The sequence below is a fragment of the Streptomyces sp. NPDC046862 genome, from assembly GCF_040704615.1.
Lineage (GTDB): Bacteria > Actinomycetota > Actinomycetes > Streptomycetales > Streptomycetaceae > Streptomyces.
Genome location: NZ_JBEYXP010000010.1, coordinates 34,546 through 60,818 on the forward strand (window position 1 = coordinate 34,546; position 26,273 = coordinate 60,818).

At 69.8% G+C, this 26,273-nt stretch carries 18 protein-coding genes and 3 pseudogenes; 11 read left to right on the plus strand and 10 right to left on the minus strand.

The features are described 5' to 3' along the window. Positions 1-12 precede the first annotated feature (12 nt). On the minus strand, positions 13-1,212 hold the full coding sequence (locus AB0959_RS13250; RefSeq protein ID WP_366826486.1) for an FAD-dependent oxidoreductase: 1,200 nt from the start codon (positions 1,210-1,212) through the stop codon (positions 13-15). Positions 1,213-1,424: 212 nt separating this feature from the next. Between AB0959_RS13250 and AB0959_RS13255 the strand changes: the two genes are divergently transcribed. Then, a complete protein-coding gene (locus AB0959_RS13255) occupies positions 1,425-2,483 on the plus strand; it encodes a M4 family metallopeptidase (RefSeq protein WP_366826487.1) in 1,059 nt (352 codons plus the stop codon). Positions 2,484-2,998: 515 nt separating this feature from the next. On the opposite strand, the gene AB0959_RS13260 is transcribed toward AB0959_RS13255, so the two are convergent. From AB0959_RS13260 to AB0959_RS13275, 4 genes are all read right to left on the minus strand, one after another. Then, complete coding sequence (locus tag AB0959_RS13260) at positions 2,999-4,702, minus strand: glycoside hydrolase family 13 protein (RefSeq protein WP_366826488.1); 1,704 nt, start codon at positions 4,700-4,702, stop codon at positions 2,999-3,001. A gap of 153 nt (positions 4,703-4,855) precedes the next feature. Next, entirely contained in the window at positions 4,856-5,767 is a 912-nt protein-coding gene (locus tag AB0959_RS13265; protein WP_366826489.1) for an ABC transporter permease subunit, read from the minus strand. Between the two features lie 16 nt (positions 5,768-5,783). Further along, the gene (locus AB0959_RS13270) at positions 5,784-6,788 is read right to left on the minus strand and encodes a sugar ABC transporter permease (RefSeq protein ID WP_366826490.1); all 1,005 of its coding nucleotides are present in this window, start codon (positions 6,786-6,788) and stop codon (positions 5,784-5,786) included. Between the two features lie 124 nt (positions 6,789-6,912). After that, positions 6,913-8,184: an extracellular solute-binding protein gene (locus AB0959_RS13275; protein ID WP_366826491.1), complete on the minus strand. Its 1,272-nt coding sequence runs from the start codon at positions 8,182-8,184 to the stop codon at positions 6,913-6,915. Positions 8,185-8,600: 416 nt separating this feature from the next. On the opposite strand from AB0959_RS13275, the gene AB0959_RS13280 reads away from it, so the two are divergent. Together AB0959_RS13280 and AB0959_RS13285 are read left to right on the plus strand one after the other, a co-directional pair. Continuing rightward, the gene (locus tag AB0959_RS13280; protein ID WP_366826492.1) at positions 8,601-9,635 is read left to right on the plus strand and encodes a LacI family DNA-binding transcriptional regulator; all 1,035 of its coding nucleotides are present in this window, start codon (positions 8,601-8,603) and stop codon (positions 9,633-9,635) included. A gap of 133 nt (positions 9,636-9,768) precedes the next feature. Then, a pseudogene (locus AB0959_RS13285) lies at positions 9,769-10,581 on the plus strand (phosphatase PAP2 family protein); the annotation flags it as partial. 485 nt (positions 10,582-11,066) lie between these two features. Here the strand turns inward: AB0959_RS13285 and AB0959_RS13290 are convergent. Further along, positions 11,067-14,069 (minus strand): bifunctional [glutamine synthetase] adenylyltransferase/[glutamine synthetase]-adenylyl-L-tyrosine phosphorylase, encoded by a 3,003-nt coding sequence (locus AB0959_RS13290; protein WP_366826493.1) that lies wholly within the window; start codon positions 14,067-14,069, stop codon positions 11,067-11,069. Positions 14,070-14,673: 604 nt separating this feature from the next. On the opposite strand from AB0959_RS13290, the gene AB0959_RS13295 reads away from it, so the two are divergent. Continuing rightward, on the plus strand, positions 14,674-15,189 hold the full coding sequence (locus AB0959_RS13295) for a pyridoxamine 5'-phosphate oxidase family protein (protein ID WP_366826494.1): 516 nt from the start codon (positions 14,674-14,676) through the stop codon (positions 15,187-15,189). Between the two features lie 19 nt (positions 15,190-15,208). Beyond that, complete coding sequence (locus tag AB0959_RS13300; RefSeq protein WP_366826495.1) at positions 15,209-15,655, plus strand: VOC family protein; 447 nt, start codon at positions 15,209-15,211, stop codon at positions 15,653-15,655. 111 nt (positions 15,656-15,766) lie between these two features. Here the strand turns inward: AB0959_RS13300 and glnA are convergent, their stop codons facing one another. Continuing rightward, entirely contained in the window at positions 15,767-17,128 is a 1,362-nt protein-coding gene (glnA, locus tag AB0959_RS13305; RefSeq protein ID WP_366826496.1) for a type I glutamate--ammonia ligase, read from the minus strand. A 342-nt stretch (positions 17,129-17,470) separates the two neighbouring features. Here glnA and AB0959_RS13310 point away from each other — a divergent pair, with 342 nt between their 5' ends. Next, complete coding sequence (locus tag AB0959_RS13310) at positions 17,471-18,664, plus strand: globin domain-containing protein (protein WP_366826497.1); 1,194 nt, start codon at positions 17,471-17,473, stop codon at positions 18,662-18,664. Positions 18,665-18,745: 81 nt separating this feature from the next. On the opposite strand, the gene AB0959_RS13315 is transcribed toward AB0959_RS13310, so the two are convergent. Continuing rightward, entirely contained in the window at positions 18,746-20,125 is a 1,380-nt protein-coding gene (locus tag AB0959_RS13315) for a PHB depolymerase family esterase (RefSeq protein WP_366826498.1), read from the minus strand. Positions 20,126-20,572: 447 nt separating this feature from the next. On the opposite strand from AB0959_RS13315, the gene AB0959_RS13320 reads away from it, so the two are divergent. Continuing rightward, the gene (locus tag AB0959_RS13320; protein WP_366826499.1) at positions 20,573-21,355 is read left to right on the plus strand and encodes an IclR family transcriptional regulator; all 783 of its coding nucleotides are present in this window, start codon (positions 20,573-20,575) and stop codon (positions 21,353-21,355) included. A 109-nt stretch (positions 21,356-21,464) separates the two neighbouring features. On the opposite strand, the gene AB0959_RS13325 is transcribed toward AB0959_RS13320, so the two are convergent. Continuing rightward, positions 21,465-22,340 carry a triacylglycerol lipase gene (locus AB0959_RS13325; RefSeq protein ID WP_366826500.1) on the minus strand — a complete coding sequence of 292 codons (876 nt, stop codon included), beginning with the start codon at positions 22,338-22,340 and terminating at the stop codon, positions 21,465-21,467. Positions 22,341-22,606: 266 nt separating this feature from the next. Further along, the gene (locus AB0959_RS13330) at positions 22,607-23,041 is read right to left on the minus strand and encodes an Rrf2 family transcriptional regulator (protein WP_366826501.1); all 435 of its coding nucleotides are present in this window, start codon (positions 23,039-23,041) and stop codon (positions 22,607-22,609) included. Between the two features lie 43 nt (positions 23,042-23,084). Between AB0959_RS13330 and AB0959_RS13335 the strand changes: the two are divergent. The 4 genes and pseudogenes from AB0959_RS13335 to AB0959_RS13350 form a co-directional block, all read left to right on the plus strand. Then, positions 23,085-23,297, plus strand: a pseudogene (locus AB0959_RS13335) (MFS transporter); the annotation flags it as partial. A 275-nt stretch (positions 23,298-23,572) separates the two neighbouring features. Beyond that, positions 23,573-24,794 (plus strand): annotated as a pseudogene (locus AB0959_RS13340) (transposase). Between the two features lie 94 nt (positions 24,795-24,888). Beyond that, positions 24,889-25,548 (plus strand): DUF3105 domain-containing protein, encoded by a 660-nt coding sequence (locus AB0959_RS13345; protein WP_366826502.1) that lies wholly within the window; start codon positions 24,889-24,891, stop codon positions 25,546-25,548. A gap of 24 nt (positions 25,549-25,572) precedes the next feature. Beyond that, a complete protein-coding gene (locus AB0959_RS13350; RefSeq protein WP_366826503.1) occupies positions 25,573-26,193 on the plus strand; it encodes a DUF305 domain-containing protein in 621 nt (206 codons plus the stop codon). The last annotated feature ends 80 nt before the right edge of the window (positions 26,194-26,273 follow it).

Sequence of the window (26,273 nt, forward strand, 5' to 3'; positions counted from 1 at the left end):
TTCGTATGTGGTCTAGGCCACGTGTTCGGCGATGACCGGGGCCTCGCCGCGCTCGGCCTGGAGCGACTGCTGTCGCCTGGGTCCTCCCGAGACCTTGTGCAGACGGTACGAACCGGGCTTGCGCCCCTCACCGGCCAGGTGCTCGATGATGCCCTTGCACACGAACTCCTTGATCTTCGCACCAGGTCGACCGCCGATGTGGAAGCCCACCGCGACGTCGTACCGGCGGGCGAACTGGAAGATGCCGGCGCCCCGGCCCAGGCTGATGCACTGGCCGGCGAAAGCCTGGTTGAGGGCCGAGGGCCGCTCACCCGCGATCCGGCTGAGCACCGTGTCGGCGGCCCGCGCTCCCAGGGGGATCGCGGCCTGGCAGCTCATCCGCAGCGGCAGGTCCGACGGCGCCGCCGAGTCCCCGGCCGCGACGATGCGCGCGTCGTCCACGCTGGTGAGCGTCTCGTCGGTGAGGAGCCGGCCGAGGGCGTCGGTGCTCAGCCCGCTGCGCGTGGCCAGGTCCGGCACGCCGAAGCCGGCGGTCCACACGGTCACCTCGCTCGGCAGCGTACGGCCGTCGGCGAGCGTGACGGAGTCGCGGGTCACGGCCGTCACCTTGGCGCCGGGGCCGTCGAGGACGGTCACCCCGAGCGCGGCCAGCCGTCCGGCGACCGAGCGCCGGCCCCGAGGGTGGAGATACGGGCCGAGGACGCCGCCGCAGGCCAGCGTCACGGTGTGGCCCTGCTCGGCGAGCTCGGCGGCGGTCTCGATGCCGGTCGGGCCGGCTCCGACGACGGTAAGGGGGGCCTTGGCGGACGCGGCCTCGACGACCGGCCGCAGCCGCCGGGCGTCCTCCAGGGTGGCGATCGGGTGGGCGAACTCGGCCGCTCCGGGCACGCGCGGGTCGGCGCTGCCGCTGCCCACCGCGTAGATCAGGTAGTCGTAGCCGACCGTGCCGCCGCTCTCCAGCGTCAGACCGCGCCCGGCCGCGTCGATCCGGGTCACGGTGTCGACGACCAGCCGGACGCCGTCGGCCAGGACGTCCCGGTAGTCGACGACCGCGTCGTGGGTCCCGCCCACCAGCTGGTGCAGGCGGATCCGCTCGACGAAGTCCGGGCGCGGGTTGATCAGCGTCACTGTCAGGTCGTCGCGCCGTGTCAGGCGGTTGGCCGCCATGACGCCCGCGTATCCGCCGCCGATCACGATCACATCGGTGTTCATGGTGTCTCCCTCGTTTCCAGCGATTCCAGGGGTTCGGCCACAAGACACCGGGTGGACGATCGCTGTGACAGCACGTGAGTCAGATCACTCCCTCCTCTCCGGGTGGGGTGCAGGGCCGGAGGGGTGATTGACGCGGCGAGGGCCACCGCATCACCGGGCGGCGGGGTAGCCCTGGGATGTCCCCCCACACCCGGCCCGAAAGGTCCCGTCGCATGCGATGCCACCGTCACAGCGGCCCGAAGTGCCAGTTCGTCCCTCCCCACGTCCTCGACCACATCGCGAAAGTCACGGGAGTCGACACCAGGGAGCCTCACCCGGCCACCCTGTCGGCGACCGCGAGCAAGCAGATCCGCGACCGCAGGGCGCGAAGCACGATCGATCTCGCGTCGCTGACGACTCCCCGGCCGGGGAAGTCGGACCGCGTCATCTATGACGCCCAGAACCAGTGGGAACTGCCCTCGGCCCAGATGGTCCGCGGAGAGAACGATCCCGCGGTCGGCAGCCCCAAGAACGCGAACACCGCGTACGACCACGCCGGAGCGGTGCGAACGTTCTACACCGAGGTCCTCGGTCGCGACAGCATCGACAACCGCGGCATGGACATCAACATCTACGTCAATTACGGCGTCGATTTCGACAACGCCTTCTGGGACGAGAAGAACATCGTTCTGGGCAACGGCGACGAAATGATCTTCACGGACTTCACCAAGTCACCCGACGTCCTGGGCCACGAGATGACGCACGGCATCGTGCAGTACACCGCCAAACTCGAGTACCAGGGTCAGTCCGGAGCCCTCAACGAGCATTTCGCCGACGTGTTCGGGAGCTTGGTCGAGCAGCACATGCGCAAGGAGGACGCGGGGACGGCCAACTGGCTCATCGGCGACGAAGTGATGGCCGAGGACCTGTTCGGTGAGGCCCTCAGATCGATGGCCCACCCCGGCACGGCCTTCGACAACCCCATCATGGGCAAGGACCCGCAGCCCGCGCACATGAGCGGCTACTTCCCGGGGTCGGAGGACAACGGGGGTGTGCACATCAACAGCGGCATCCCGAACCGGGCCTTCTACCTGGTGGCGACGGAGATCGGAACCACCCAGGCCGGTCTGATCTGGTACGCCGGGCTCCAGAATCTCTGGGCGACCGCCAAATTCACCGACGCGGCCACGGTGCTCAGCGCACAGGCGCGCATTCTCGCCCGCGAGAACAAGGTGGCGAGGAATGCCCCGCAAACGGTGCGCTCGGCATTCCGGGACGTCGGAATTCTCTGACCGAACGACCGACTGGCCGACTGGCCGACTGGCCGACTGGCCGACTGGCCGACTGGATGACGGATCCGGGTGGGAAAGGGCGGTGCCACCGACCCACCCGCGATTCCGTCACACACAGCAATGACAGGACTGCTTCCTGTCCCGATCCGCCATTCTCCTACGCGTGGTGAAGATCCCCGGACCTGAATGCACGGTGAATGTGGTCCAATGGTAAACATTCATAGCCCTGCATGCCGAGGAACTGATCTTGACCACCGTCTCATCGCCGGATTCACTGCCCGTGTCCGGGCCCGTGACCGCTGCCCTCGACAACAATCACACCAGGATCCAGGCCGCCTGTTGGTCGTGCGGCATCCCGGTGGGAAAGCTCGTGCCGCGCAGGAGCCGGTCCCATCAGCACTTCCACTGGAACTGTGACGCCTGCGACGTCACCTGGGAAGGGCCCGGCTCCCCCGCCTGGAGCTAGGGCCCCTCTGCCGGATCTCCGTGGGAGAAGGGCCCCGGGCGCCGGAGCGTCAGCCCCTCGTCCACCACACCGTCGTGTCCGCGGGCAGCTTCGCCTCGTCGTCCGCCGCGGCGACCGTCACCTCACCACTGGCGACCAGGACACGTCCGTACGCCGGGATCCGCACCGCCTCACCCGTCGTGTTCGCGACACACACGAACTCACCGCGCCGGAAGGCGAGGACGCCCTCGGGGGCCTTCAGCCACTCCACCGAGTCGCCCGCGCCCAGGTCGGGCCGCTCCCGGCGCACGGCGAGCATGGCCCGGTACAGCTCCAGGGTGGAGTCCGGCGCCCCGGTCTGCGCCTCGACGCTCAGCTCGCCCCAGCCCGCGGGCTGCGGCAGCCACGATCCACCCGTGCCGAAGCCGTACGACGAGCCCTCGCGCGTCCACGGGATCGGCACCCGGCAGCCGTCGCGGAAGCCGTCCTGGCCCGCGCCCCGGAAGTACGCGGGGTCCTGACGCACCTCGTCCGGCAGGTCCACCACGTCGGGCAGGCCCAGCTCCTCACCCTGGTAGAGGTACGCCGAACCGGGCAGGGCCAGCATCAGGAGGGTCGCCGCACGCGCCCTGCGCAGGCCCAGCTCGCGGTCGCCCGCCGAGCGGATCTGGGTGCCGAGGCCCGCCTCGTTGGCGAAGCGCGTGGCGTGGCGGGTGACGTCGTGGTTCGACAGCACCCAGGTGGCGGGGGCACCGACCGGGCGCATCGCGTCCAGGGTGCGGTCGATGACCGTACGGAGCTCGGCGGCGTCCCAATGGGTGCTCAGGTACTGGAAGTTGAACGCCTGGTGCAGCTCGTCCGGGCGGACGTAGTGCGCGGTGCGCTCGATGGTCGGGGTCCAGGCCTCGGCGACGAAGATCCTCTCGTCCGCGTACTCGTCGAGGATCAGCCGCCACTGGCGGTAGATCTCGTGCACACCGTCCTGGTCGAAGAACGGCATGACATCGTTGCCCAGCAGCTTCACCTGGTCGTGGCCCCCGATGTCCGGCAGTCCGGCCTCCTTCACCAGGCCGTGGGCGACGTCGATGCGGAAGCCGTCCACGCCCATGTCCAGCCAGAAGCGCAGGATCGAGCGGAACTCGTCGCCGACCGCCGGGTGGTCCCAGTCGAAGTCGGGCTGCTCGGGGGCGAAGAGGTGCAGGTACCACTCGCCGGGTGTGCCGTCCGGCTCGGTGACCCGCGTCCACGCCGGTCCGCCGAAGATGGACTCCCAGTCGTTCGGCGGGAGGTCGCCCTTCGGGCCCTTGCCGGGGAGGAAGTGGTAGCGGTCGCGCAGGGGCGAATCGGGCCCCTCCGCCACCGCCCGCTTGAACCACTCGTGCTGGTCGGAGGAGTGGTTGGGGACCAGGTCGACGATGACGCGGAGCCCCAGCGCGTGGGCGTCGCGGATCAGGGCGTCGGCGTCGAGGAGGTTGCCGAACATGGGGTCAACGGCGCGGTAGTCGGCCACGTCGTAGCCGGCGTCGGCCTGCGGCGAGGCGTAGAAGGGGGACAGCCAGACGGCGTCCACGCCCAGGTCGCGCAGGTACGGCAGGCGGGAGCGTACGCCCTCCAGGTCGCCCATGCCGTCGCCGTCGCTGTCGGCGAAGCTGCGCGGGTACACCTGGTAGATCACCGCGTCGCGCCACCAGTCGCGGTGTCCGGCGACGGTGGCGAGGGCCGTCGTCGAAGAGGGGGCCGGGGACGGGGCAGGGTCGGCGGAGTGCTGGCTCATGGCGTCCTTGGTGCGTAAGGGGGGTGGGGTTCGGGTCATCGGTGTCTCGGATCGGGTGACGAAGGCGGCCGTGGTGCAGCGGGGTCGGAAGAGCACCACGGCCGCCACCCGCGCGGCAAGGCACGCGGGAGTCCGTGGGGAGTCCGGCGGGGGTCAGCCCTTGGTGCCTCCCGCCGTCAGCCCGGTCACCAGGTTCTTCTGCACGAGGTAGAAGAACACCGAGACGGGGACGGCGATCAGCACGGCGGTCGCGGCCATGTACTGGCGCTGTGCGTCGTGCTCGCTGACGAAGCTCTGCAGACCGACGGCGAAGGTGTACTTCGTGTCGGACAGCATGAACGTCGAGGCGAAGGCGACCTCGCCGAACGCGGTGATGAAGCTGTAGAACGCGGCGACCGCCAGGCCGGGTTTGGCCAGCGGCAGGATCAGCCGCGCGAACGTGCCGAAGGGGGTCAGCCCGTCGACGCGTCCGGCCTCGTCGATCTCGAACGGGATCGTGTCGAAGTACCCCTTGAGGAGCCAGGCACAGTACGGCACGGCCGTCGAGCAGTAGACGAGGACGAGGCCAAGGTAACTGTCGATGAGCTGGAGGTCCGACAGAATCTGGTACATCGGCACGATGAGTACGGCTATCGGGAACATCTGGGTCACCAGCAGCACCCACATGAACTTCTTGTAGCCAGGGAAGCGCATCCGCGAGACCGCGTAACCGGTCGTCGCGGCGGCCAGGACACCGATGACCGTGGTGCCGAGCGAGACGACGAGGGTGCTCCACAGCCAGTCGAAGAACTTCGTCTCCCGCAGCACGAAGACGTAGTTGTCGAAGGTCATCTTCCCGAAGATGCCCCCCGGGTGGAGGTAGTCGTCCTGGTCCGGGCCGAGGGACAGGAAGACCAGCCAGGCCACCGGGAAGAGCGCGACGAGGCTCGCGACGACGAGGATGCCGTGCGTGGCGAGGGAGGCGCCGGGGCTCTGCTCTCCGCGTCGGCGCGCCCTGCGCGGCGGGGCGGTGGAGGGAGCCTGGTCCGCCGCCTCGGAGGCGGTCTTGAGGGTCGTGGTGCTCATGGGGGGGGCTCCTGCCTCAGATCGCGAGCTGCTGCTCGTCGCGGTTCAGCCAGCGGCGGTAGACGGCGGTGAAGACGACCAGGATGGAGAGGAGCAGGATGCCGTAGGCCGCCGACTGCGCGAAGTCGCGCGGCTGCTGCCCGAAGCCCAGGTAGTACGCCCAGGTCACGAGGATGCTGGCGTCCGGGGCGGTGTTGCCGAACAGCAGGAAGATGATCGCGAACTGGTTGAAGGTCCAGATCACGCCGAGCAGGACCACGGTGGAGCTGACGGACCGCAGGCCCGGCAGGGTGACGTACCGGAACCGCTGCCAGGCGCTCGCGCCGTCCATCTCGGAGGCCTCGTAGAGGGTCGTGTCGATGGACTGCAGTCCGCCGAGCAGCGAGACCATCATGAACGGCACACCGCACCAGGTGTTGACCATGATCGCGGCGAACCGCTGCCAGAAGGTGTCCTCCAGCCACTGAGGCGCGGGCAGGTGGAGGGCGTCGAGGGCCGTGTTGATGATGCCGCTGTCGGCGAGCATGAAGCGCCAGCCGAAGACGGTCACGAAGGTGGGCACGGCCCACGGCAGGACCAGGACCAGGCGGTAGAGGGTCCGCCCGCGGATCTTCTGGTTGAGCAGCAGCGCGAGTCCGAGGCCGATGCAGTAGTGCAGCGTCACGCAGGCGGCCGTCCAGACGATCGTCCAGATGAAGTGCGACCAGAAGCGGTCGTAGGCGGTGTCGCCCCACAGGATGTCGGCGTAGTTGTCGAGGCCGATGAACTTGTAGGTGGCCGCGATGTGGTTGACGCCGATGGTGCGGGCCGAGTTGAGGCTGTCGGCGTCGGTGAGCGACAGGTAGACGCCGTACACCAGGGGGTAGAGCACCAGGACGCCGAGCACGACGGCCACGGGGGCGATCATGGCGTACGCGTACCAGTACTTCTGGTACGCGTGCTTCAGACGCGTCAGCGGACCGGGGCGCGGCGCCCGCTCACCGCGGCGCTTGCCGGTCGCGCGGTCGATGACGACTGTCATGGTTCGACACCTTCTGGGAGATCAGGGGGGTGAGCCGGTGTACAGGCCGGTGACCGTCGGATCCGCCCCCCGTTTGCAGGCGGATCCGGCGGCCACTCGGAGTCACTTGGGTGTCAGTGGTGAGTCACTTGCTGAAGTCCGGGACCAGCTTCGCGATCGCGGTCTCGCCGTTGTTCAGCCCCTTGTCGAGGGACTCCCTGCCGCCGGCGATCTGGTTCAGCTCGGTGTCGAGCGGGGTCCACAGGGAGCTGTACTCGGGCAGGGCCGGGCGCGGCTGGGCGGCGGGGAGGACGGCCTGATAGCCGGCGATGCCCGGGTCCGCCTTGACCTCGGCGGTGTAGGCGTCGTCACGTGTCGGCAGCGTGGAGTTCTTCAGGGCGATGGTCTCCTGGGACTTCGCCGAGGTCATGAACTTCACGAACTTCAGCGCGGCCTCCTGGTGCGCCTTGTCCGAGCCCGCGTACACGGACAGGTTGTGGCCGCCGGTCGGGGCGCCCGCCTTGCCGGTGGAGCCGGCCGGGACGGTGGCGATGCCGAGGTTGGCCTTGTCCTTGAAGGCCGAGCCCTTGTAGAAGTTCGTGATCTCCCAGGGGCCCTGGATGATCGCGGCGACCTTGCCGCTGACGAACGCCTCCTGGATGTGGGCGTAGGCGTCGGCGGTGGTGTCGGCCTTGTGCAGGCCCTTGCCGTCGAAGAGGCCCAGCCAGGTCTCGTAGCCCTTCTTGGCGGCGGGCGAGGTGACGGTGATCTTCTTGGCGGCGGCGTCGACGGTGTCGGTGCCCTCGCCGTAGAGGAAGGTCTGGGCGTAGTACGCCTGGGTGGAGCCCCAGTAGCCGTCGACGCCGGTCTTGTCCTTGATCGTGGCGGCGGCCTTCTTCAGGTCGCCCCAGGTCTTGGGGGCTTCCTTGATGCCGGCCTTCTCGAAGAGCTTCTTGTTGTAGACGAGGGCGAGGGTGTCGGTGGTGAACGGGACGCCGTACGTCTTGCCCTCGTACTGGGCCTGCTGGATCAGGCTGGGCTGGAACGTGTCCTTGTCGGCGAGGGCCTCGGTACCGTCCAGCGGCAGGAAGTAGCTCTTCTTGGCGAAGGCGGGCGTCCAGCCGACCTCGGAGCGCAGCACGTCGGGGGCGCCCTTGGAGCCGGCGGCCGTGTCGAACTTGTTCTGCGCCTGGTCGAAGGGGACGTTGACGTACTTGACCTTGATGTCCTTGTTGGTCTTTTCGAATTCCTTGACCAGGGCCTGGTACGTCGGCGCCTCGTTGGTGGCGTTGGAGGTGTCCCACCAGGTGATGGTGACCGGACCGCCGGCACTGTCGCCGCTGTCGCTTCCGCCGCAGGCCGTCGCCGCGAGGGCGAGGGACGCCACCAGCGCGGTGGCCGCTATGCCACGCCGCATGAGTTCTCCTTGAGGGTGAGGTCCCCCCGCCCGGTCGAGGTCGAGAGCCGGGAGTCGGGGGGAGGCCGCCGGGCGACGTGAACGTAACAGCGTTGCAACCGTTGCGAAAGACCTTGCAGCAAAAAACCGCAAGAGAGCGCGAGAGTTACCTTCGCGTGACCTGCACTCGACCGCCCTGAGATCGCCTTTCGCGGGATCGGCGGGCTCTCGGACGCTTGTGCAAGGCCCTGCAAGCACTTGCCATACGGTGCGGGGGCGGGGATCATCCGTTGCGGACCGGACTCCGACCAGAATCACGAGGGACCTCGATGACGCAGCAGCCCGCAGCGGGCCGCACCCCCGCCCGTACCCGGCGACGGGCCGGTGGGCAACGGGCCGGTGGGCAAGCGGACACCCGGCCGGTACAGTCCGGTGCTGTGACCACACGGCTTGCCGACATCGCGGCCCAGGCGGGAGTCAGCGAGGCGACCGTCAGCCGCGTCCTGAACGGGAAGCCGGGCGTCGCCGCGACCACCCGCGAGTCCGTGCTGGCCGCGCTCGACGTGCTGGGCTACGAGCGGCCCGTACGACTGCGACAGCGCAGCGCGGGCCTGGTGGGCCTGATCACCCCGGAGCTGGAGAACCCGATCTTCCCGGCCCTGGCGCAGGTCATCGGCCAGGCGCTGACCCGGCAGGGCTACACCCCGGTGCTGGCCACGCAGACACCCGGCGGCTCCACCGAGGACGAGCTGACGGAGATGCTGGTGGACCGCGGGGTCGCCGGCATCATCTACGTCTCGGGGCTGCACGCGGACACCACCGCCGACACGCAGCGCTACGAGCAGCTGCGCGCCCAGGGCGTGCCCTTCGTCCTCGTGGACGGCTTCTCGCCGAAGGTCCAGGCCCCCTTCATCTCTCCGGACGACCGTGCGGCCATGACCCTCGCGGTGACGCATCTCGTCTCCCTCGGCCACACGCGCATAGGCCTCGCGCTGGGCCCGAAGCGTTTCGTGCCGGTGCAGCGCAAGATCGAGGGCTTCGTCCGCACGATGCAGGACCAGCTGGGCCTGTCGGCCGAGTCCGTCGAGACGGAGCTCGTCCAGCACTCGCTGTACACCCTGGAGGGCGGCCAGGCGGCGGCGACCGCGCTCATCGAGCGGGACTGCACGGCGGTGGTGTGCGCGAGCGACATGATGGCGCTGGGCGCGATCAGGGCGGCTCGGCAGCGGGGCCTGGAGGTCCCACGGGACGTCTCGGTGGTCGGCTTCGACGACTCCCCCCTGATCGCCTTCACGGACCCGCCCCTGACCACGGTCCGCAAGCCGGTCCCGGCCATGGGCCAGGCCGCCGTCCGTACGCTCCTGGAGGAGATCGGCGGGACACCGGCACCCCACAGCGAGTTCGTGTTCATGCCGGAGCTGGTGGTGCGCGGTTCGACCGCTTCGGCCCCTGGGGACCGGTCTCGTCCGTAGGTCGGAGGACCGGGGGCCCGCACCGGTACGTCGGCAGTAGGCGTCCACCCCTGTCTACGACGAACAACGTGCGTCCGGGACCCAACCGAGGGATGATCTGGAGGGGAAGTCTTTTCTGGCAAACTCTGTGCCCATGGGTGACACGACCGTGACGACATTGGGCGGCCGGGAATCGGCCGCTCCACTTCCTGTCGCGGACGAGACGACGGGACGGACCCGCCTGCGCCGGTTGCGCACCCCTCGGCGCCCCCGCTTCTGGTTCGAGATCCTGCTGATCGCGGTCAGCTACTGGACGTACTCCCTCATCCGCAACGCGGTGCCGGAGCAGAAGCACGAGGCCCTCGCCAACGCCGACTGGCTCTGGAAGGTGGAGCAGCACCTCGGGATCGCGGTCGAGGACTCGGTGAACCACGCCGTGAACTCGGTGAAGTGGCTGGTCGTGGGCATGAACTACTACTACGCGACGCTGCACTTCGTGATCACGCTCGGCGTCCTGGTCTGGCTCTACCGCCGTCACCCCGGCCGCTACGCGGCGACCCGTCTGGTGCTCTTCGCGACGACGGCCGTGGCGCTGGTCGGCTACTACTTCTACCCGCTGGCCCCGCCCCGCCTGATGACGGGCGGCGACTTCATCGACACCGTCGTGGTCCACCAGACCTGGGGCTCCATGGCCTCCGGGGACCTGAAACACATGTCGAACCAGTACGCGGCGATGCCCTCCATGCACATCGGCTGGTCCGTGTGGTGCGGGCTGACGATCTTCGCGCTCTCCTCGGTTCCGTGGGCCCGCGTCCTGGGCCTCCTCTACCCGGCGGCCACCCTCGTCGTCATCGTCGCCACCGCCAACCACTTCTGGCTCGACGCGGTGGGCGGCCTGATCTGCCTCGCCTTCGGCTTCACGGTTGCCCGGCTCTGGTACGGGAGGTTGCCGTACGCGCTGCCGCGGGTGCCTCCGGCGGTTCAGGGGGGCTCGTCTGCCGGGTCCCTGCCGGTGGCCCTCCGCGGGTTGGCTGTGGCTGGTCGCGCCCCGCGGCGTAGCCGCACGTCGACACAGCCCCGCGCCCCTAAGTGGATCGCACGCACCCGGCGCCACGACGCGACCGGCGGCCGCGTACGTACGCAAGGGGGTGTGCCGGGAGGTGTCAGCCCGCAGCGGCCGGCGTCCGCCGCCGAGCCCATGACGCACCCACAGCCCCGCCGGACCGAGGACGGAGACCTCCCGGCGCGCCCCCGACCCGCCTCCCACACGTAGGCGTCCCAGCCACCACGGCGCCGCAGACACCCGAGGACCTGCGGGACCGCGCCCCGTGAGGGGCGCGGGGCTGTGTCGATATGCGGCTCCGCCGCGTGGGCGCGACCAGCCACAACAAACCCGCACCCGCCAAAGCACCACAACCACCCGAGCTCTCCAGCGGCTGACCGCCGGAGGCATCACGCTCCGTAGAACAGGTGCTCCACCACGGCCCGAGCCCGGCGCGTCGTGCGCCGGTAGTCGTCGAGCATGTCGCCCACGTGTCCGTCGCCGTACCCCAGGTAGCGCCCCACCGCGGCGAGCTCACGGCCGTGCGAGGGGAACGTGTCGCCGGCCCGCCCCCGTACGAGCATCACGGCGTTCCGCACGCGTGTGGCCAGTACCCATGCCTCGTCCAGGGTCGCCGCGTCCTCCTCGGAGATCAGTCCGGCGCCGCACGCGGCGGCCAGGGCGCGACGGGTCCGCGTGGTGCGCAGGCCCGGCTCGGCCCAGCCGTGGCGGAGCTGGAGGAGCTGTATGGTCCACTCGACGTCGGAGAGTCCGCCGCGCCCCAGCTTGGTGTGCAGCGTGGGATCGGCGCCGCGGGGCAGCCGCTCCGACTCCATGCGGGCCTTGAGCCGCCGGATCTCCCGCACGGCGTCCTCGGCCAGTCCCTTGGCCGGGTACCGCAGTGGGTCGACGAGGTCGATGAAACGGCGGCCCAGGTCCTCGTCGCCCGCGACGGGCTCCGCGCGCAGCAGCGCCTGTGACTCCCACACCAGCGACCAGCGGCGGTAGTACGCCTCGTACGACGTGAGGGTCCGCACGAGCGGCCCGGACTTGCCCTCGGGCCGCAGGTCGGCGTCGATCAGCAGCGGCGGATCGGTGCTGGGCAGCTGGAGCAGGCGGCGCATCTCCTCGACGACGGTGTTCGCGGCGCGTGCGGCCTCCTGCTCGTCGACCCCGTCGCGCGGCTCGTGCACGAAGAGGACGTCCGCGTCGGAGCCGTAGCCGAGTTCGTGCCCGCCGAACCGGCCCATGCCGATGATCGCGAACCTGGTCGGCAGCGTGTCGCCCCAGCCGGCGCGTACGACCGCGCGCAGTGTCCCGGCGAGGGTGGCCGCGGTGAGGTCGGACACCGCGCCGCCCACCAGTTCCACCAGCTCGCCCTGGTCGGCGTCGACCGGTGTCTCCTCGGTGCCGTAGGAGGCGACGATGTCGGCGGCGGCCGTGCGGAACAGCTCGCGGCGGCGCACTCCGCGGGCGAAGGTGACCGCCTGCTCGGGGCCCGCGGAGCGTCCGACGGCGGCGAGGATCTCCTGTTCCAGGTGTTCGCGTTCGCGGGGTTCGAGGCCGCCGGTGCCGCCGTCCCCGTCGCCGAGCAGGGCGACGGCCTCGGGGGCGCGCAGCAGCAGGTCGGGGGCGAGGCGGCCGGCCGACAGCACGCGGGCGAGGTTCTCGGCGGCGGCTCCCTCGTCCCTCAGGAGGCGCAGGTACCAGGGGGTCTTGCCGAGCGCGTCCGACACCTTGCGGAAGTTCAGCAGTCCCGCGTCCGGGTCGGCCGAGTCCGCGAACCAGCCGAGCAGGACGGGCAGCAGGGTGCGCTGGATCGCGGCCTTGCGGGTGACGCCCGACGCGAGCGCCTCCAGGTGCCTGAGGGCCGACGCCGGGTCCGCGTACCCGAGGGCGACCAGCCGCTCGCGGGCCGCCTCGGCGCGCAGCCTGCTCTCGCCCGGAGCGAGTTGGGCGACGGCGTCGAGCAGGGGCCGGTAGAAGAGCTTCTCGTGCAGGCGCCGTACGACGGCCGCGTGCCGCTTCCACTCGCGGCTCAGCTCGGCGACCGGGTCCGTACGCAGCCCCAGGGACCGGCCGATGCGGCGCTGGTCCTCCTCGGCCTCGGGGACGAGGTGGGTGCGCCGCAGCCGGAAGAGCTGGATGCGGTGCTCCATGGAGCGCAGGAAGCGGTACGCCTCGTCGAGCTGCACGGCGTCGGTCCGCCCCACGTACCCGCCCGAGGCGAGGGCACCCAGCGCGTCGAGCGTGGTCCCGCTGCGCAGTGACGTGTCCCCGCGCCCGTGCACCAGTTGCAGGAGCTGCACGGCGAACTCGACGTCGCGCAGGCCGCCGGGGCCGAGCTTCAGTTCGCGCTCGATCTCGGCGGCGGGGATGTTCTCGACGACCCTGCGCCGCATCTTCTGCACGTCGGGGACGAAGTTCTCGCGCTCGGCGGCCTGCCAGACGAGGGGTTCGAGGGCGGCGATGTACTCCTCGCCGAGTTCGATGTCCCCCGCGACGGGCCGGGCCTTCAGCAGGGCCTGGAACTCCCAGGTCTTGGCCCAGCGCTGGTAGTAGGCGAGGTGGCTGCTGAGGGTGCGGACGAGAGGGCCGTTGCGCCCCTCGGGACGGAGATTCGCGTCGACGGGCCAGATGCTCCCCTCGACGGTCGTCTCCGAACAGATCCGCATCAGGTGGGAGGCGAGGCGGGTGGCGGCGCGCACCGCCTTCTGTTCGTCGGCGCCGTCCGTGGCCTCGCCGACGAAGATGACGTCGACGTCGGACACGTAGTTCAGCTCGTGGCCGCCGCACTTGCCCATCGCGATGACCGCGAGCCGGCACAGGGCGGCGTCCTCGGGCGCGGCCGCGCGGGCGAGGGAGAGGGCGGCGCGGAGGGTGGCGGTGGCGAGGTCGGCGAGCTCGGCTGCGGTCTGTGCGACGTCGGTGGTGCCGCACACGTCCCGGGCGGCGATGGAGAGCAGGCAGCGGCGGTAGGCGACGCGCAGGGAGACGGGGTCGGTGGCCTCGTCGAGCCCCCGCTCGAACTCCTCCACTCCCGGGTGCAGGTCCTCCGGCTCGTACATGACGAGGGCCTGCCAGTCGTGCGGGTGCCGTGCGAGGTGGTCGCCGAGCGCGGCCGACGCGCCGAGCACGCCGAGGAGCCGGTCACGCAACGGCTTCGCCGCGATCAGCGTGTCCAGCAGCTCGCGCCGCGCGGTGTGGTCGGGCTGCGCCTCCACCAGCCGGACGAGACCGAGGAGCGCCAGGTCGGGGTCGGCGGTGGCGCCGAGCGCGTCGAGCAGGACCGGGTCGTTCCGTACCGGCGTCAGCTCGCCGCTCTCCAGGAGGCGCTCGGCGGCCGACGGATCGATGAAGCCGTGCCGCAGCAGCCGCGAGAAGGTACTGCTCCTGCGCCCCGGCGCCGTCATCCCCGGCCTCCCCTCGGTTCAAGGTCGTAAGGCCATGAGCGTAACCCCGCGGGGTGCGCGGCCGCTGGGTTGGGCGGCGTGAGGGTTGTCGGTGGGTGCGGCCTTGGGGGACTGCGGGATGGTGGGTAGCTGCGAGGTCGTCGTGGCTTGTCGCGCAGTTCCCCGCGCCCCTGGGGGGCGCGTCCCTGCGGGTCGTCGAGTGCCTGCGGCGCCATGGTGGCTTGGGCGCCTGCGGTTTGTTCCTGGGTCGGGGGCGCGCCGCGAGGTCTCCGTCCTCGGTCCGGCGGTGCTGTGGGTGCCTTCGGTGCTCGGTGGCGGACGCCGGCCGCTGCGGGCGGACACCTCCCGGCACACCCCCTGCGGCGCGTACGCGACTGCGGCTGCGTCGTGGTGACGGCCGTGCGAGGTCGTGGCGGTGCGGTGTGATGCAGGGCGCGCCCGTGCTTTTAAGGGGCGCGGGGAACTGCGCGACAAGCCACGACGCACCCGCAGCCGACCACCGACAAGAACCCGGCAGCCGAGACGTACCGACCACCACCGATGAGTCACACGGGCTCGCGCAGTCTCCCTTAGGAGGAGCATCCCGTTCCCCCAGGAGGCACCCATGACGCACACCATGACCCCGCAGACCCACCTCGACACCAGGTACAGCAGCGAAGGAGCCACCGCACCCGCCTGGCCGGAGGCCGAGTCATTGATCACCGAGGCCGAACTGTTCTGGATCTCGACCGTACGACCCGACGGGCGCCCGCACGTGACCCCGCTGCCCGCGGTATGGGCGGACGGCGCCCTGCACTTCTGCACCGGCCCCGAGGAGCGCAAGGCACAGAACCTCGCCGAGAACCCACAGGTCGTGCTCACCACCGGCACGAACACCTGGGACCAGGGATACGACCTGGTGGTGGAGGGCGAGGCGGCCCGGGTCACCGACAACGACCGGCTGCGCGAGCTGGCCGCGGCCTGGGAGGCCAAATACGGCAGTTTCTGGCACTTCGAGGTGCGGAACGGTCACTTCCACCACGGCGGGGGACAAGCCGTCGTTTTCTCGGTGGCGCCCCACCTGGTTTTCGGCTTCGGTAAGGGGGAGCCATTCAGCCAGACCCGCTGGCGGTTCGACTGACACGACCCGGAGGACGACGATGCAGTACACGCTCGAGGTGATCCCCCTGCCCGTCAGCGACATCGACCGTGCACGGGACTTCTACAGGGACAGGGTCGGCTTCCACGTCGACATCGACCAGGAGGTCATGCCGGGGATGCGCATCGTCCAGCTGACACCCCCGGGCTCGGGCTGCTCGATCGCCCTGGGTGACACCATCTGGGAGACGGTGCAGGGCCCGCGGCCCGCGCCCGGCTCGTACCAGGGCCTCCAGCTGTGCGTCCCCGACATCAAGGCGGCCCACACCGAACTCGTCGAGCGCGGTCTGCAGGTCTCCGACCCGGTCCAGTACGCCCCCGCCGACGGCGCCACCTTCATGTACTTCAAGGACCCGGACGGCAACGGCTGGGCCATCCAGGAGTACCGCCGGCGAGTGGAGAAGCCCCTCCACGAACTGCTGACGGAGCTGGCGGCACAGCAGCGGTAAGGGCACGGTCACCCGCGCCCCTGTCAGGGGCGCGGGGAACTGCGCGAGCAACCACAACGAACCCGCACTGAGAAACGGGCAGCGACAAACCCACCCGCCCTCAGCGGAGCGTCAGAGCACAGGCAGGCTCTTCCGCAGCTCGAACGCCGTCACCTCGCTGCGGTACTCCTCCCACTCCTGCCGCTTGTTGCGGAGGAAGAAGTCGAAGACGTGCTCGCCGAGGGTCTCGGCGACGAGGTCGCTGTGCTCCATCAGGGACAGGGCCTCGCCGAGGTTCTGGGGCAGCGGCTCGATGCCCATCGCGCGGCGCTCGGAGTTGGACAGGGCCCAGACGTCGTCCTCGGCGCCCGGCGGGAGCTCGTAGCCCTCCTCGATGCCCTTGAGACCGGCGGCGAGGAGGACGGCGTAGGCCAGGTACGGGTTCGCGCCGGAGTCCAGGGAGCGGACCTCGACCCGCGCCGAGCCCGTCTTGCCCGGCTTGTACATCGGGACGCGGACCAGGGCGGAGCGGTTGTTGTGGCCCCAGCAGATGTACGAGGGGGCCTCGCCGCCCGCGCCCGCGGTGCGCTCGGAGCCGCCCCAGATGCGCTTGTAGGAGTTGACCCACTGGTTCGTCACGGCCGAGGTCTCCGCCGCGTGCCTGAGCAGGCCCGCGATGAAGGAGCGGCCGACCTTGGAGAGCTGGTACTCCGAGCCGGACTCGTAGAACGCGTTGCGGTCGCCCTCGAAGAGCGAGAGGTGCGTGTGCATGCCGCTGCCCGGGTGCTCGGAGAACGGCTTCGGCATGAACGTCGCCTGGACGCCCTGCTCCAGCGCTACCTGCTTCATGACCAGGCGGAACGTCATGATGTTGTCGGCCGTGGAGAGCGCGTCGGCGTAACGCAGGTCGATCTCCTGCTGGCCCGGCGCGCCCTCGTGGTGGGAGAACTCGACCGAGATGCCCATGGACTCCAGCATGGTGATCGCCTGGCGGCGGAAGTCCATGCCGATGTTCTGGGGGGTGTGGTCGAAGTAGCCGGAGTTGTCGGCCGGGGTCGGGCGCGAGCCGTCGAGCGGGCGGTCCTTCAGGAGGAAGAACTCGATCTCCGGGTGGGTGTAGAAGGTGAAGCCCAGGTCGGAGGTGCGGGCGAGGGCGCGCTTGAGGACGTAGCGCGGGTCCGCGAAGGACGGCGAGCCGTCCGGCATGAGGATGTCGCAGAACATGCGGGCCGTGCCGGGGGCCTCCGCGCGCCAGGGCAGGATCTGGAAGGTGGAGGGGTCCGGCTTGGCGATCATGTCGGACTCGTAGACGCGGGCGAAGCCCTCGATGGCCGAGCCGTCGAAGCCGATGCCCTCGTCGAAGGCCTGTTCCAGCTCGGCAGGGGCCACGGCCACGGACTTGAGGAAGCCCAGCACGTCCGTGAACCACAGGCGTACGAACCGGATGTCGCGCTCCTCCAATGTGCGGAGCACGAACTCCTGCTGCTTGTCCATGTCTAGCTTCCACCCATCCTTGCTGGTCAGGCCACCTACTCCCGTGCCACGGGAAACGGTCCGGCACCTGAGCATCCCACCACAACACCATTTCATGCGTGTTGCGGACCTTGATCGGCCGACCGTCCCCGGCATGAACGCCTCGGGTACGGCAGGTGTACGGCTCTGAGCCCATATTGCCTGCTGGGCCGCCCCTGTGTAATGCCCCGGCGCTCCCTCTCGACACTCCCTCGGCTCCCGCCCTTCTCCGTTGTCTCGTTCCGATCCCTTTAATTTGCATCTTGGATGCAAGTTTTAATACCGTGCGTGTGATCACGGAGCAGCTGAACCCGAGGAGTCCCGATGCTGTCCGAGCAGTCCGCCGCCACCGTGCGCGCCACCCTCCCCGCCGTCGGCGCGGCCATCGGTGAGATCAGCGCGCGCTTCTACGACCGGCTGTTCACGGCCCACCCCGAGCTGCTGCGCGACCTCTTCAACCGCGGCAACCAGGCGGCGGGCACCCAGCGTCAGGCCCTCGCCGGCTCCATCGCCGCCTTCGCCACCCATCTCGTCGAGCGCCCGGACGACCGGCCCGACGTGATGCTGCGCCGCATCGCCCACAAGCACGCCTCCCTGGGCGTGACCCCCGAGCAGTACGACGTCGTGCACGAGCACCTCTTCGCCGCCATCGCCGAGGTGCTGGGCGAGGCCGTCACGGAGGAGGTCGCGGATGCCTGGGACGAGGTCTACTGGCTGATGGCGAACGCGCTGATCGCGATCGAGCGACGGCTGTACGAGGAGGGCGGCGCCGGGGGCGGATGGCGCGAGTGGGAGGTCGTCGGGCGCGTCCGGGAGACCGAGGACGTGGCCGTGTTCGAGCTCCGGCCGGCCGACGGCTCGCCCGTGCCCGCCCACCGCGCAGGGCAGTACGTGTCCGTGCGGGTCACACTGCCGGACGGCGCCCGGCAGATACGGCAGTACAGCGTGGTGGGCGCGGCCGGATCGGGCACGCTCCGGATCGGCGTGAAGCGGGTGCACGGCGACGGCACGCCGGACGGTGAGGTCTCGAACCACCTCCACGCGCGCGTGGACGTCGGCGACCGGCTGCGTGTGTCGGCCCCGTACGGCGATCTCGTCCTCGACCAGGACACGGACGCGCCCCTGCTGCTCGCCTCCGCCGGCATCGGGGTGACCCCGATGATCGCCATGCTGGAGCAGCTCGCGCTCTCCGGGCACGCGGCCCCGGTCACCGTCGTGCACGCCGACCGCTCCCCCGCCGACCACGCCCTGCGCTCCGACCACGAGGGGTACGCGGCGAAGCTCCCGGACGCCTCCCTGCACGTCTGGTACGAGCAGCCGGAGCCCGGCCACCCGGCCGACCGCACGGGCCTGGTGGACCTGTCCTCGCTCGACATCCCCTCGGGCACGCGCGCGTACCTGTGCGGGCCGGTGCCCTTCATGCGGGCGGTGAGGGCCCAGCTGATCGGCAAGGGTGCGGCGCCCGCCGACATCCACTACGAGGTGTTCGGGCCGGACCTCTGGCTGGCGCAGCCCTGAGGGGCTGGCGTGCCCCGTGCCGCGGGGCACGCGGGACGTCGGCGTCGGCGTCGGCGTCGGCGTCGGCGTCGGCGTCGGGGCCTAACGGGACTGGTCGAAGAGCCAGTCGATGACGACGTCGTTCTCGTACGTCTGTGCCCAGCACAAGTGCGGGCTCACCGGTGTCGTTCCGGGCGTGTAGCTCGTGAACAGCACATGGCCTCCGGCCCGGCGAGCCTGTTTCAGCAGAGCCCTGGACCGGGCCTCGAACTCCGCTTTCGGCAGGTCGTTGGCCCACTCCCCGCGGGTGACCTGCGCACCGGCGCTCTCCAGCGCGTTCATCAGCGTCCAGGTGCCGGGCTTCCCGAACCGTCCCTCGCGGTAGGGGACCACCGGGTCGTCGATGGAGTGATCGGCCCAGATCGGGATGTGCGCGATCCTGTCCATTGTGGACGGGTCACCCCAGCCGGCGGTGGCCAGGGCCCCGGCGAAGGTGTCGGGACGCCTCGGGAGCAGGTTGAAGATGCCTCGCGCACCCGATGACAGGCCGACGAGGTAGAGCCGGTCCGTGTCGACGGGGCGCTGCGTGGTGAAGGTGTCGATGAGTTCCTCCAGCGCCGCTCGGACTTTGGCGTCTGTCCAGTCCGTACCGTCGGGTCCGTCCATGGGGCGGGGCAGTGGGATCTGGGGGGCGAGCACGAACGCCGGGTGCCGACGCTGGCGTTCCGGCTTGGCGAAGGTGACGGCGACTCGATTGCCGGTGAGCTGGGTCACGTTGTTGTCGGCGACCTCGCCGCCGCCGTGCAGGGTGACGACGAGCGGATACCGGGTGGCGGCCCCCGGACTGCGCACGAACCCTTCCGGCTGGTACAGCCGGAAGGCCAGCTGGAATCCCGTGGAGTCGGTGAACGTTCCCGCCGTGAAGTCGTCGACCACCGGGGTGATGACGTCGTCGTTCCGGATCGCCCACGGACCGGCCGCGAGTACCAGGCCGCCGTCGGGGGTCGTCACATCGGCCACCTGCCTGACGGCGTAGGCACGATGGAGCGGAAGAGGGTCGGTGCCGGAGGCCTGCGCGTTGGTGTCGGCCGGGTCGAGTTCGATGATGAGGTGCCTGCCCGGCCGTCCGGCGCGAGGGTGGTCGTCCGTCCCGGCCACCGTGTTCGGGTAGACCCGGGTGACCGTACGGCCCGCGCTCTGCCCGCCGCGGGAGGCGGTGACCTGGAAGGCGGAGGGCGGGATGACACCGCCGCGTAAGTTGATGGGGTGCGCGTAGCGGAGGGCGACGGCGGTCACCCGCCAGTTGTTCCTGGGCGTCACCCGTGTGATGAGGGCGGTCCGCACAACGGGATTGGCTCCCGACGCCACCGGTCGGCCGGACGCCGGGGCATCGGCCGCCGCAGTGGCCGTGTTGATCACCGTCGACGCGGTGACGGTACCCGCGGCCATGGTGAGCGCCGTACGTCTGCTGATCTTCCTCATGGGTCCTCCGTAGGGTGTCGGGCGGCCCGAGGGGGCCGGATGTGGAGCCGGTCGCCTGGTGCGGGGAACCTTGGATGAGCGGTACTGCGGGGTGCTGGGTGAGCGCCGACGTGTGGCCGGGCCTGTCGTCCAGGGGCGGGGCAGGGGGCGGGCGCCGCCGTGTCATGCGTGAGTCTCCAAGCCGTGTCCGAACGGTGTCCAGCATCGAACCGGGATCTGTCAATGCGTCATGTGCATCAATCGGGCGGCGTGCTCGTGCTCCCCTGTAGGGGAATTCGGCCGGACGGTGCACAGCGTGAACGACGGTCTTATGCGCAAACGACAGCTTCATATCCAGGGACGAAGGGTGGTCCCGCCTCCGCGCATATCTGATGCTTTTGTTATATGCATGCCAACACATGCCTGTTTGTGCGGCACGCGGTCCCCCTCCGCCGAAAGGATCGCCAGATGCGTTCAGCGCCGCCTCCACCTCCCCCCAGCGGCGCGCCCGCGGAGAAGGGACCAGCCGCCCGCTCGGTGACCGGCCGGGTTCTCAGCGTGCTGGACGCGTTCGCCGGAGAACACCGCCGACTGACTCTCTCGGACATCAGCCGAAGGACCGGGATGCCGCTGGCCACCACTCACCGGCTTGTCGGCGAGCTGTTGTCCTGGGGGGCACTCGAGCGGAACCGGAGCGGCCGCTACGAGATCGGCCTGCACTTGTGGGCGGTCGCCGCCATGGCCCCACGATGGCTGGAGCTGAGAGACGTGGCGATGCCTTTCCTCCGTGACCTGTACCGCAAGAGCGGGCGGCAGCACGTTCGGCTGGCGGTGCTGGACGGCATGGAGACGGTACTCGTCGAGCAGATCGGCGCCCCGGACACCGGCGGAACAGGCGAACCGGTCGGCGCCCGGCGCCCGGCGCACGCCACAGGTGAGGGCCTGCTGCTCCTCGCGTACGCGGGGGCGACCGTCCAGGAACGCTATCTGGCCCACCACGCCCCGGCGACCGGCCTGCGCCGCGTTCTCACCGAGGTGCGGGAGAGCGGCTTCGCGGTGAAGGGCCGGTGGCCAGGTCCGGGGGGCACGGTGTCGGCCGCGGCTCCCGTGCGGGACGCGACGGGTGAGGTCGTGGCCGCCGTGTCCGTCGTCCCGGGGGCCCATGACGCCGGGCAGAGGACGCTCGCGCCCGTCCTGGCTGCCGGCGGAGCCATCTCCCGCGCGTTGTTCCAGCGGCAGAACGGTGTGTGAGCCGCCCGCGTCCGGGGGCGCGGACGCGGGCGGAGCGAGCAGGGCGAGCTCGTGAGGAGGGGTGAGGAGGGCCCCCGCGGCGGACCGCAGGAGCCCTGACGGAAGTCGTTCAGAACGGGCAGGTGTCCTGCCAGCGCGTCACCAGGGAGGGGGTGTTCTTGTCCGCTTCCCGCGCGGCACCGCACAGGAACGGGCTGAAGCGGGTGTCGCCGTACAACCAGCGGCTGAAGAACGACACGATCCACTTGCCCTGCTTGGCCTTGTTGCCGTAGCCGGTCATCGGGCAGAGATGGTCGCCGGGAACCTCGACGTAGAGCTTCTCGGCCTGGGACATGGAGTTGTACCAGGGCAGAGCGTAGGTGTTGCCATGGGCGACGGGGTCGCTCTTACAGGTCAGGAAGAAGGTGGGGTCGGTGACTCCGGAGAAGTCCTGGTTCGGGTAGTACGGGGCCAGGGGCATGCCCGCTTTGAAGCGGGAGTCCTCCCGGAGAGCCGCCATCACACCGCCCCCGCCCATCGAGTGACCGGCCGCACCGAGCGTGCCGTTCACCTTCCCGTAGAGGGGGTTGCCGACGACGGAACCGAACGAGAGCAGCTGGGTGCCGGCGGCGCTGATCTGGCGGCCGCGCGACGCGGGATCGTCGCCCAGCGTCTTGGTGCCGACGTTGATGACGACGAAGCCCCAGGAAGCCAGGCGGGGCGCGAGCCACTGCAGGTTCTGCTGGGTACCTTGGTAGCCCGGCATCAGCACGACGGCCGGGTACGAGCCGCTTGCCGTCGGGTAGGTGATCGTGCCGGACCCGTACCCGCTCGGCTGGGGAACGGTGTAAGTGGCGGTGGCCAGCGGCCCATTCGTGGCCTCGAGTGAAGCAGTGGTCGGATTCGGGATCGTCGCGCGGAGTGACTGCCGCGCTGCGGTTGCGGCCGGTGTGACGGAGACGGTCAACAGCGTGGAGGCGAGGGTGGTCGCCATCACGATCAGCACGGCCAGGACACGGGACCGGGACCGTAACGGCGAAGTCGCTCTGGACGGACGGCGGGTTGGACGCATCGATGGACCTCCAGGAGGCGCTGCGGGTGCGCGCTGCCGAAAGCGCAGCGCGACCGCACCGTAGGGTGCGCCGCGTACACCTGGAAGTCGGTTTTCTATCCAGTGGAAGGAAATCCGCGTGCGGGACTCTCCTGCGGAGCCGAGGTGTCGTCCTGCACCGGAGTGCTTCCACGCTCAGTGCTCGAGCCGACGCAGGAGCACTAAGGCGTGCGCGAGATCCCCAGCAGCAGCGGGCCCGTCGGCGCCGCCACCACGTCCGCGACCGTCAGCGGGTCCAGCGAGGCGTAGAAGGCCTCCTGGGCCCGCCGCAGGGCGACCCGCAGACGGCACCCGGAGTGGAGCGGGCACGGCGTGGCGCCCTCGCAGTCGACGACGTCGCCGTCCCCCTCGAAGGCTCGGACGACGGCACCGACCGACGTGGTACGGCCCTTCTCGCTGAGCGCGAGGCCTCCGCCCCTCCCGCGCCGCGCGGACAGCAGCCCCATGTGCTGGAGCTCGGCGACGACCTTCGCCGCGTGCGTGTAGGGCACGTCCATCCCCTCGGCGACCTGGCGGGTCGTCGGGATGTGCTCGTCCGTGACGGCGAGCCGCATCAGGACGCGCAGGGCCAGGTCGGTGGAGCGCAGGAGCCGCATGCCGGAAGGGTAGATAACACGCATCTCAAGTTCAAATTATCCGGGCATCACCTCCGGCGTTCAGCGAGCCGCCGACCAACTGGGCGGTTCCACCGACATCACGCTCTACATCGGCATCGGGTTCGCTCCCGCCCTGGACGGCACCGACCCGTTCGTTACCAGTAGATTCCTGGCCATCACCGGGCTCGTCGCGGCTGGGTTCGTCACATGGCGGATCTCCCTGCCCGTCGCGGCAATGGAGGAAACGCCTGGGTGATCTTGGGCAGGGCTGCGCCCGTCGGGCGGTCCGGCCGGGCACAGCCTGAGACAAGGCGGGTCCCTGTCATTGTGTGCTGCGGGAAATCGCGGACCAAGCGGTCGCTGCTGGTCGAGGATGACGGCGTTCAAGCTGATGCGAACATGCGTGCCCATGATCGCTGATAGTGGTGGCGGATAAGGGATCTGGATCAGTGTGTACGACGGTCGCACGTATGGCCCCATCGAGGATTCGGGATGCCACGGCGTTACTGTCGGTGATCGTGAGGGGGCGCGATGACACAGGTGAGGGCGGCTGCGAAGGCTGCGCACGCCCGCTACACCTACCGGCTGCGCGTGTCGTCCACTGCCCGCACCGTCCTGGAGGCGGAGTGGGACCGGTGCCGGTGGGTGTGGAACGAATGTGTGGCCAAGTCCAGAGCCGTGCATCTGCACAACAAGACGACGGGCGAGAAAAAGACATGCGGCCCGGCTCAGCTCGACAGGACGCTGACCGAAGCCCGGCGGACGACGCCGTGGCTGCGTGAGGGCTCGTCGGTCGTCCAGCAGCAGGTCATCCGTGACTTCGGCAAGTCCCGGGTCAAGGCGCAGAAGGACATCCAGGAATGTCGGTCGGTTCGGCAGCGGGCGGGGATGCCGAAGTGGAAGACCAAGCGCGAGGCACTGCCAACCCTCACCTACACGAAGAGAAGTTTCCGGTTGAAGGACGGCCGACTGCACCTGGCGGGCGGCATCGTGGTGGCGGTGGTGTGGTCGCGGGTACTGCCGGCTGAGCCGTCCTCGGTGCGCGTGTACCAGGACAGCCTCGGGCACTGGTACTGCTCCTTCGTTGTCCCCGCCCAGGTCGAGCCGCTGCCGGAGACCGGCCGTGTACTCGGCGTCGACTGGGGCGTGAAGGAGACCGCGACCACCACGTCCGACGCGCACGACCTGCCGCACGCCGAGCACGGCAAGAAGGCCCACACGAAGCTGACCCGGTACGACCGGATGATGGCCCGCCGCAAGCCGAAGAAGGGACAGCCCGGATCGAAGGGCTACCGCGCGGCGAAGAAGCGGCGGGCGAAGGCACATAAGAAGGTCGCCAGGCAGCGTCAGGACACCGGCCGCAAATGGGCCAACAAGGTGGTCCGCGACCACGACGCCGTCGCTGTCGAGGACTTCCGCCCGAAGTTCCTGGCCAAGAGCATCCATGGCCCGCAAGGCCGCGGACGCCGCCATCGGCGCCACCAAAGCCGCTCTGATCGAGATGGGCCGCAAACATGGGCGGGACATCCGCCTGGTCCACCCCGCGCACACCACGATGGACTGCGCGCACTGCGATGCGAGAGCCAAGCACGCACTGCCGCTGGGTGAACGCACCTACACCTGCACCGCGTGCGGATACGTGTCCCCACGGGACAAGAACTCCGCCCTCGTCATGCTCGTCCGGGCTGGTCTCAACCCGGCTGGTGCCGAGGGCGCAAGACCTCCTGGAGCGCTGCTCCAGGAGGCGGCCTGAGCCAGAAATCCCCACCCTGCGCTTCAGGGAGGGGAGGATTCAAATTACGATCAGCTAACCCGACCGTCCCATCCCCACATAAGGACTCATCCTCATGTCCGCCAAGAAGAGCAGCTCCGCGGCGCGCAAGGCGCGCATAGAGGAGATGCGGCGCGCCGAGCGCTCCCGCGAGCGCCGCAGCCGCATCCTCACCATCGGCGCGAGCGTGGTCATAGTCGCCGGTCTCGTCGTCGGCGGCACGGTCCTCATACGGTCCCAGTCCGACGGCAGCGACACGGCCAGTGACGCGAAGGCCACCTCGGGCAAGTTCGTCACCGAGAAGGACGGCGTGAAGAAGTGGTCGGCGAAGCTGACCCAGAACCACGTGACCAAGGCCGTGAAGTACCCGATGGAGCCCCCGGTCGGCGGCGACCACAACCCGGTGTGGCAGAACTGCAACGGCGACGTCTACGACAAGGCGATCAAGAACGAGAACGCCGTGCACTCCCTGGAGCACGGCGCGGTCTGGGTGACGTACAACGGCAAGGCGTCCGAGGCCGACGTCAAGGCCCTGGCGGCGAAGGTCAAGAAGACCCCGTACTCGCTGATGAGTCCGGTCGACGACCAGAAGGACCCGATCATGCTGAGCGCGTGGGGTGTCCAGCGCACGGTGACCAGTGCGAGCGACCCGAACGTCGGCAAGTTCTTCGAGACGTACGTGCAGGGCAAGCAGACCCCCGAGCCGGGTGCGGCCTGCACCAACGGCATCTCGTAGCAACTGTCTGACACAGTGGGGAAGATGAAGCACATCGGCTGGATCGCCTCCGGGGCCGCGGCGGTACTCGTCGCGGCCGGGGCGATCACGTACGCGGTCGCCGACGGGGACGACTCCGCGACCAAGGTGCCCACCGCGGACTCCGCGGACGCGGGCTTCGCCCGGGACATGGCGGTCCACCACCAGCAGGCCGTCGAGATGTCGTACATCGTCCGCGACCGCACCGACGACGTGGAGGTGCGGCGGCTCGCGTACGACATCGCGCAGACCCAGGCCAACCAGCGCGGCATGATGATCGGCTGGCTCGACCTGTGGGGGCTGCCGAAGGTGTCGTCCGAGGCGCCCATGTCGTGGATGGGCATGGGTGACATGGCCTCCGGCAAGGACGGCTCCCTGATGCCCGGCATGGCGACCAACGCGGAGATGGCCAAGCTCGGCAAGCTCAACGGCAAGCAGGCGGAGATCTTCTACCTCCAGCTGATGACCGACCACCACAAGGGCGGTATCCACATGGCGGAGGGCTGCGTCGCCAAGTGCACGGTCGGTGTGGAGAAGAAGCTCGCGCAGGGCATGGTCGACGCGCAGGAGTCGGAGATCCAGCTCATGGCCGACATGCTCAAGGAGCGGGGCGCGACGGCTCGTTAGGGGTCTTTAGGGGTCTTTAAGAGGTCTTCAAGGGCGATCCCTCGGTGGTTCCCGCGCGGGACACAGGGGGAAAACCCTTG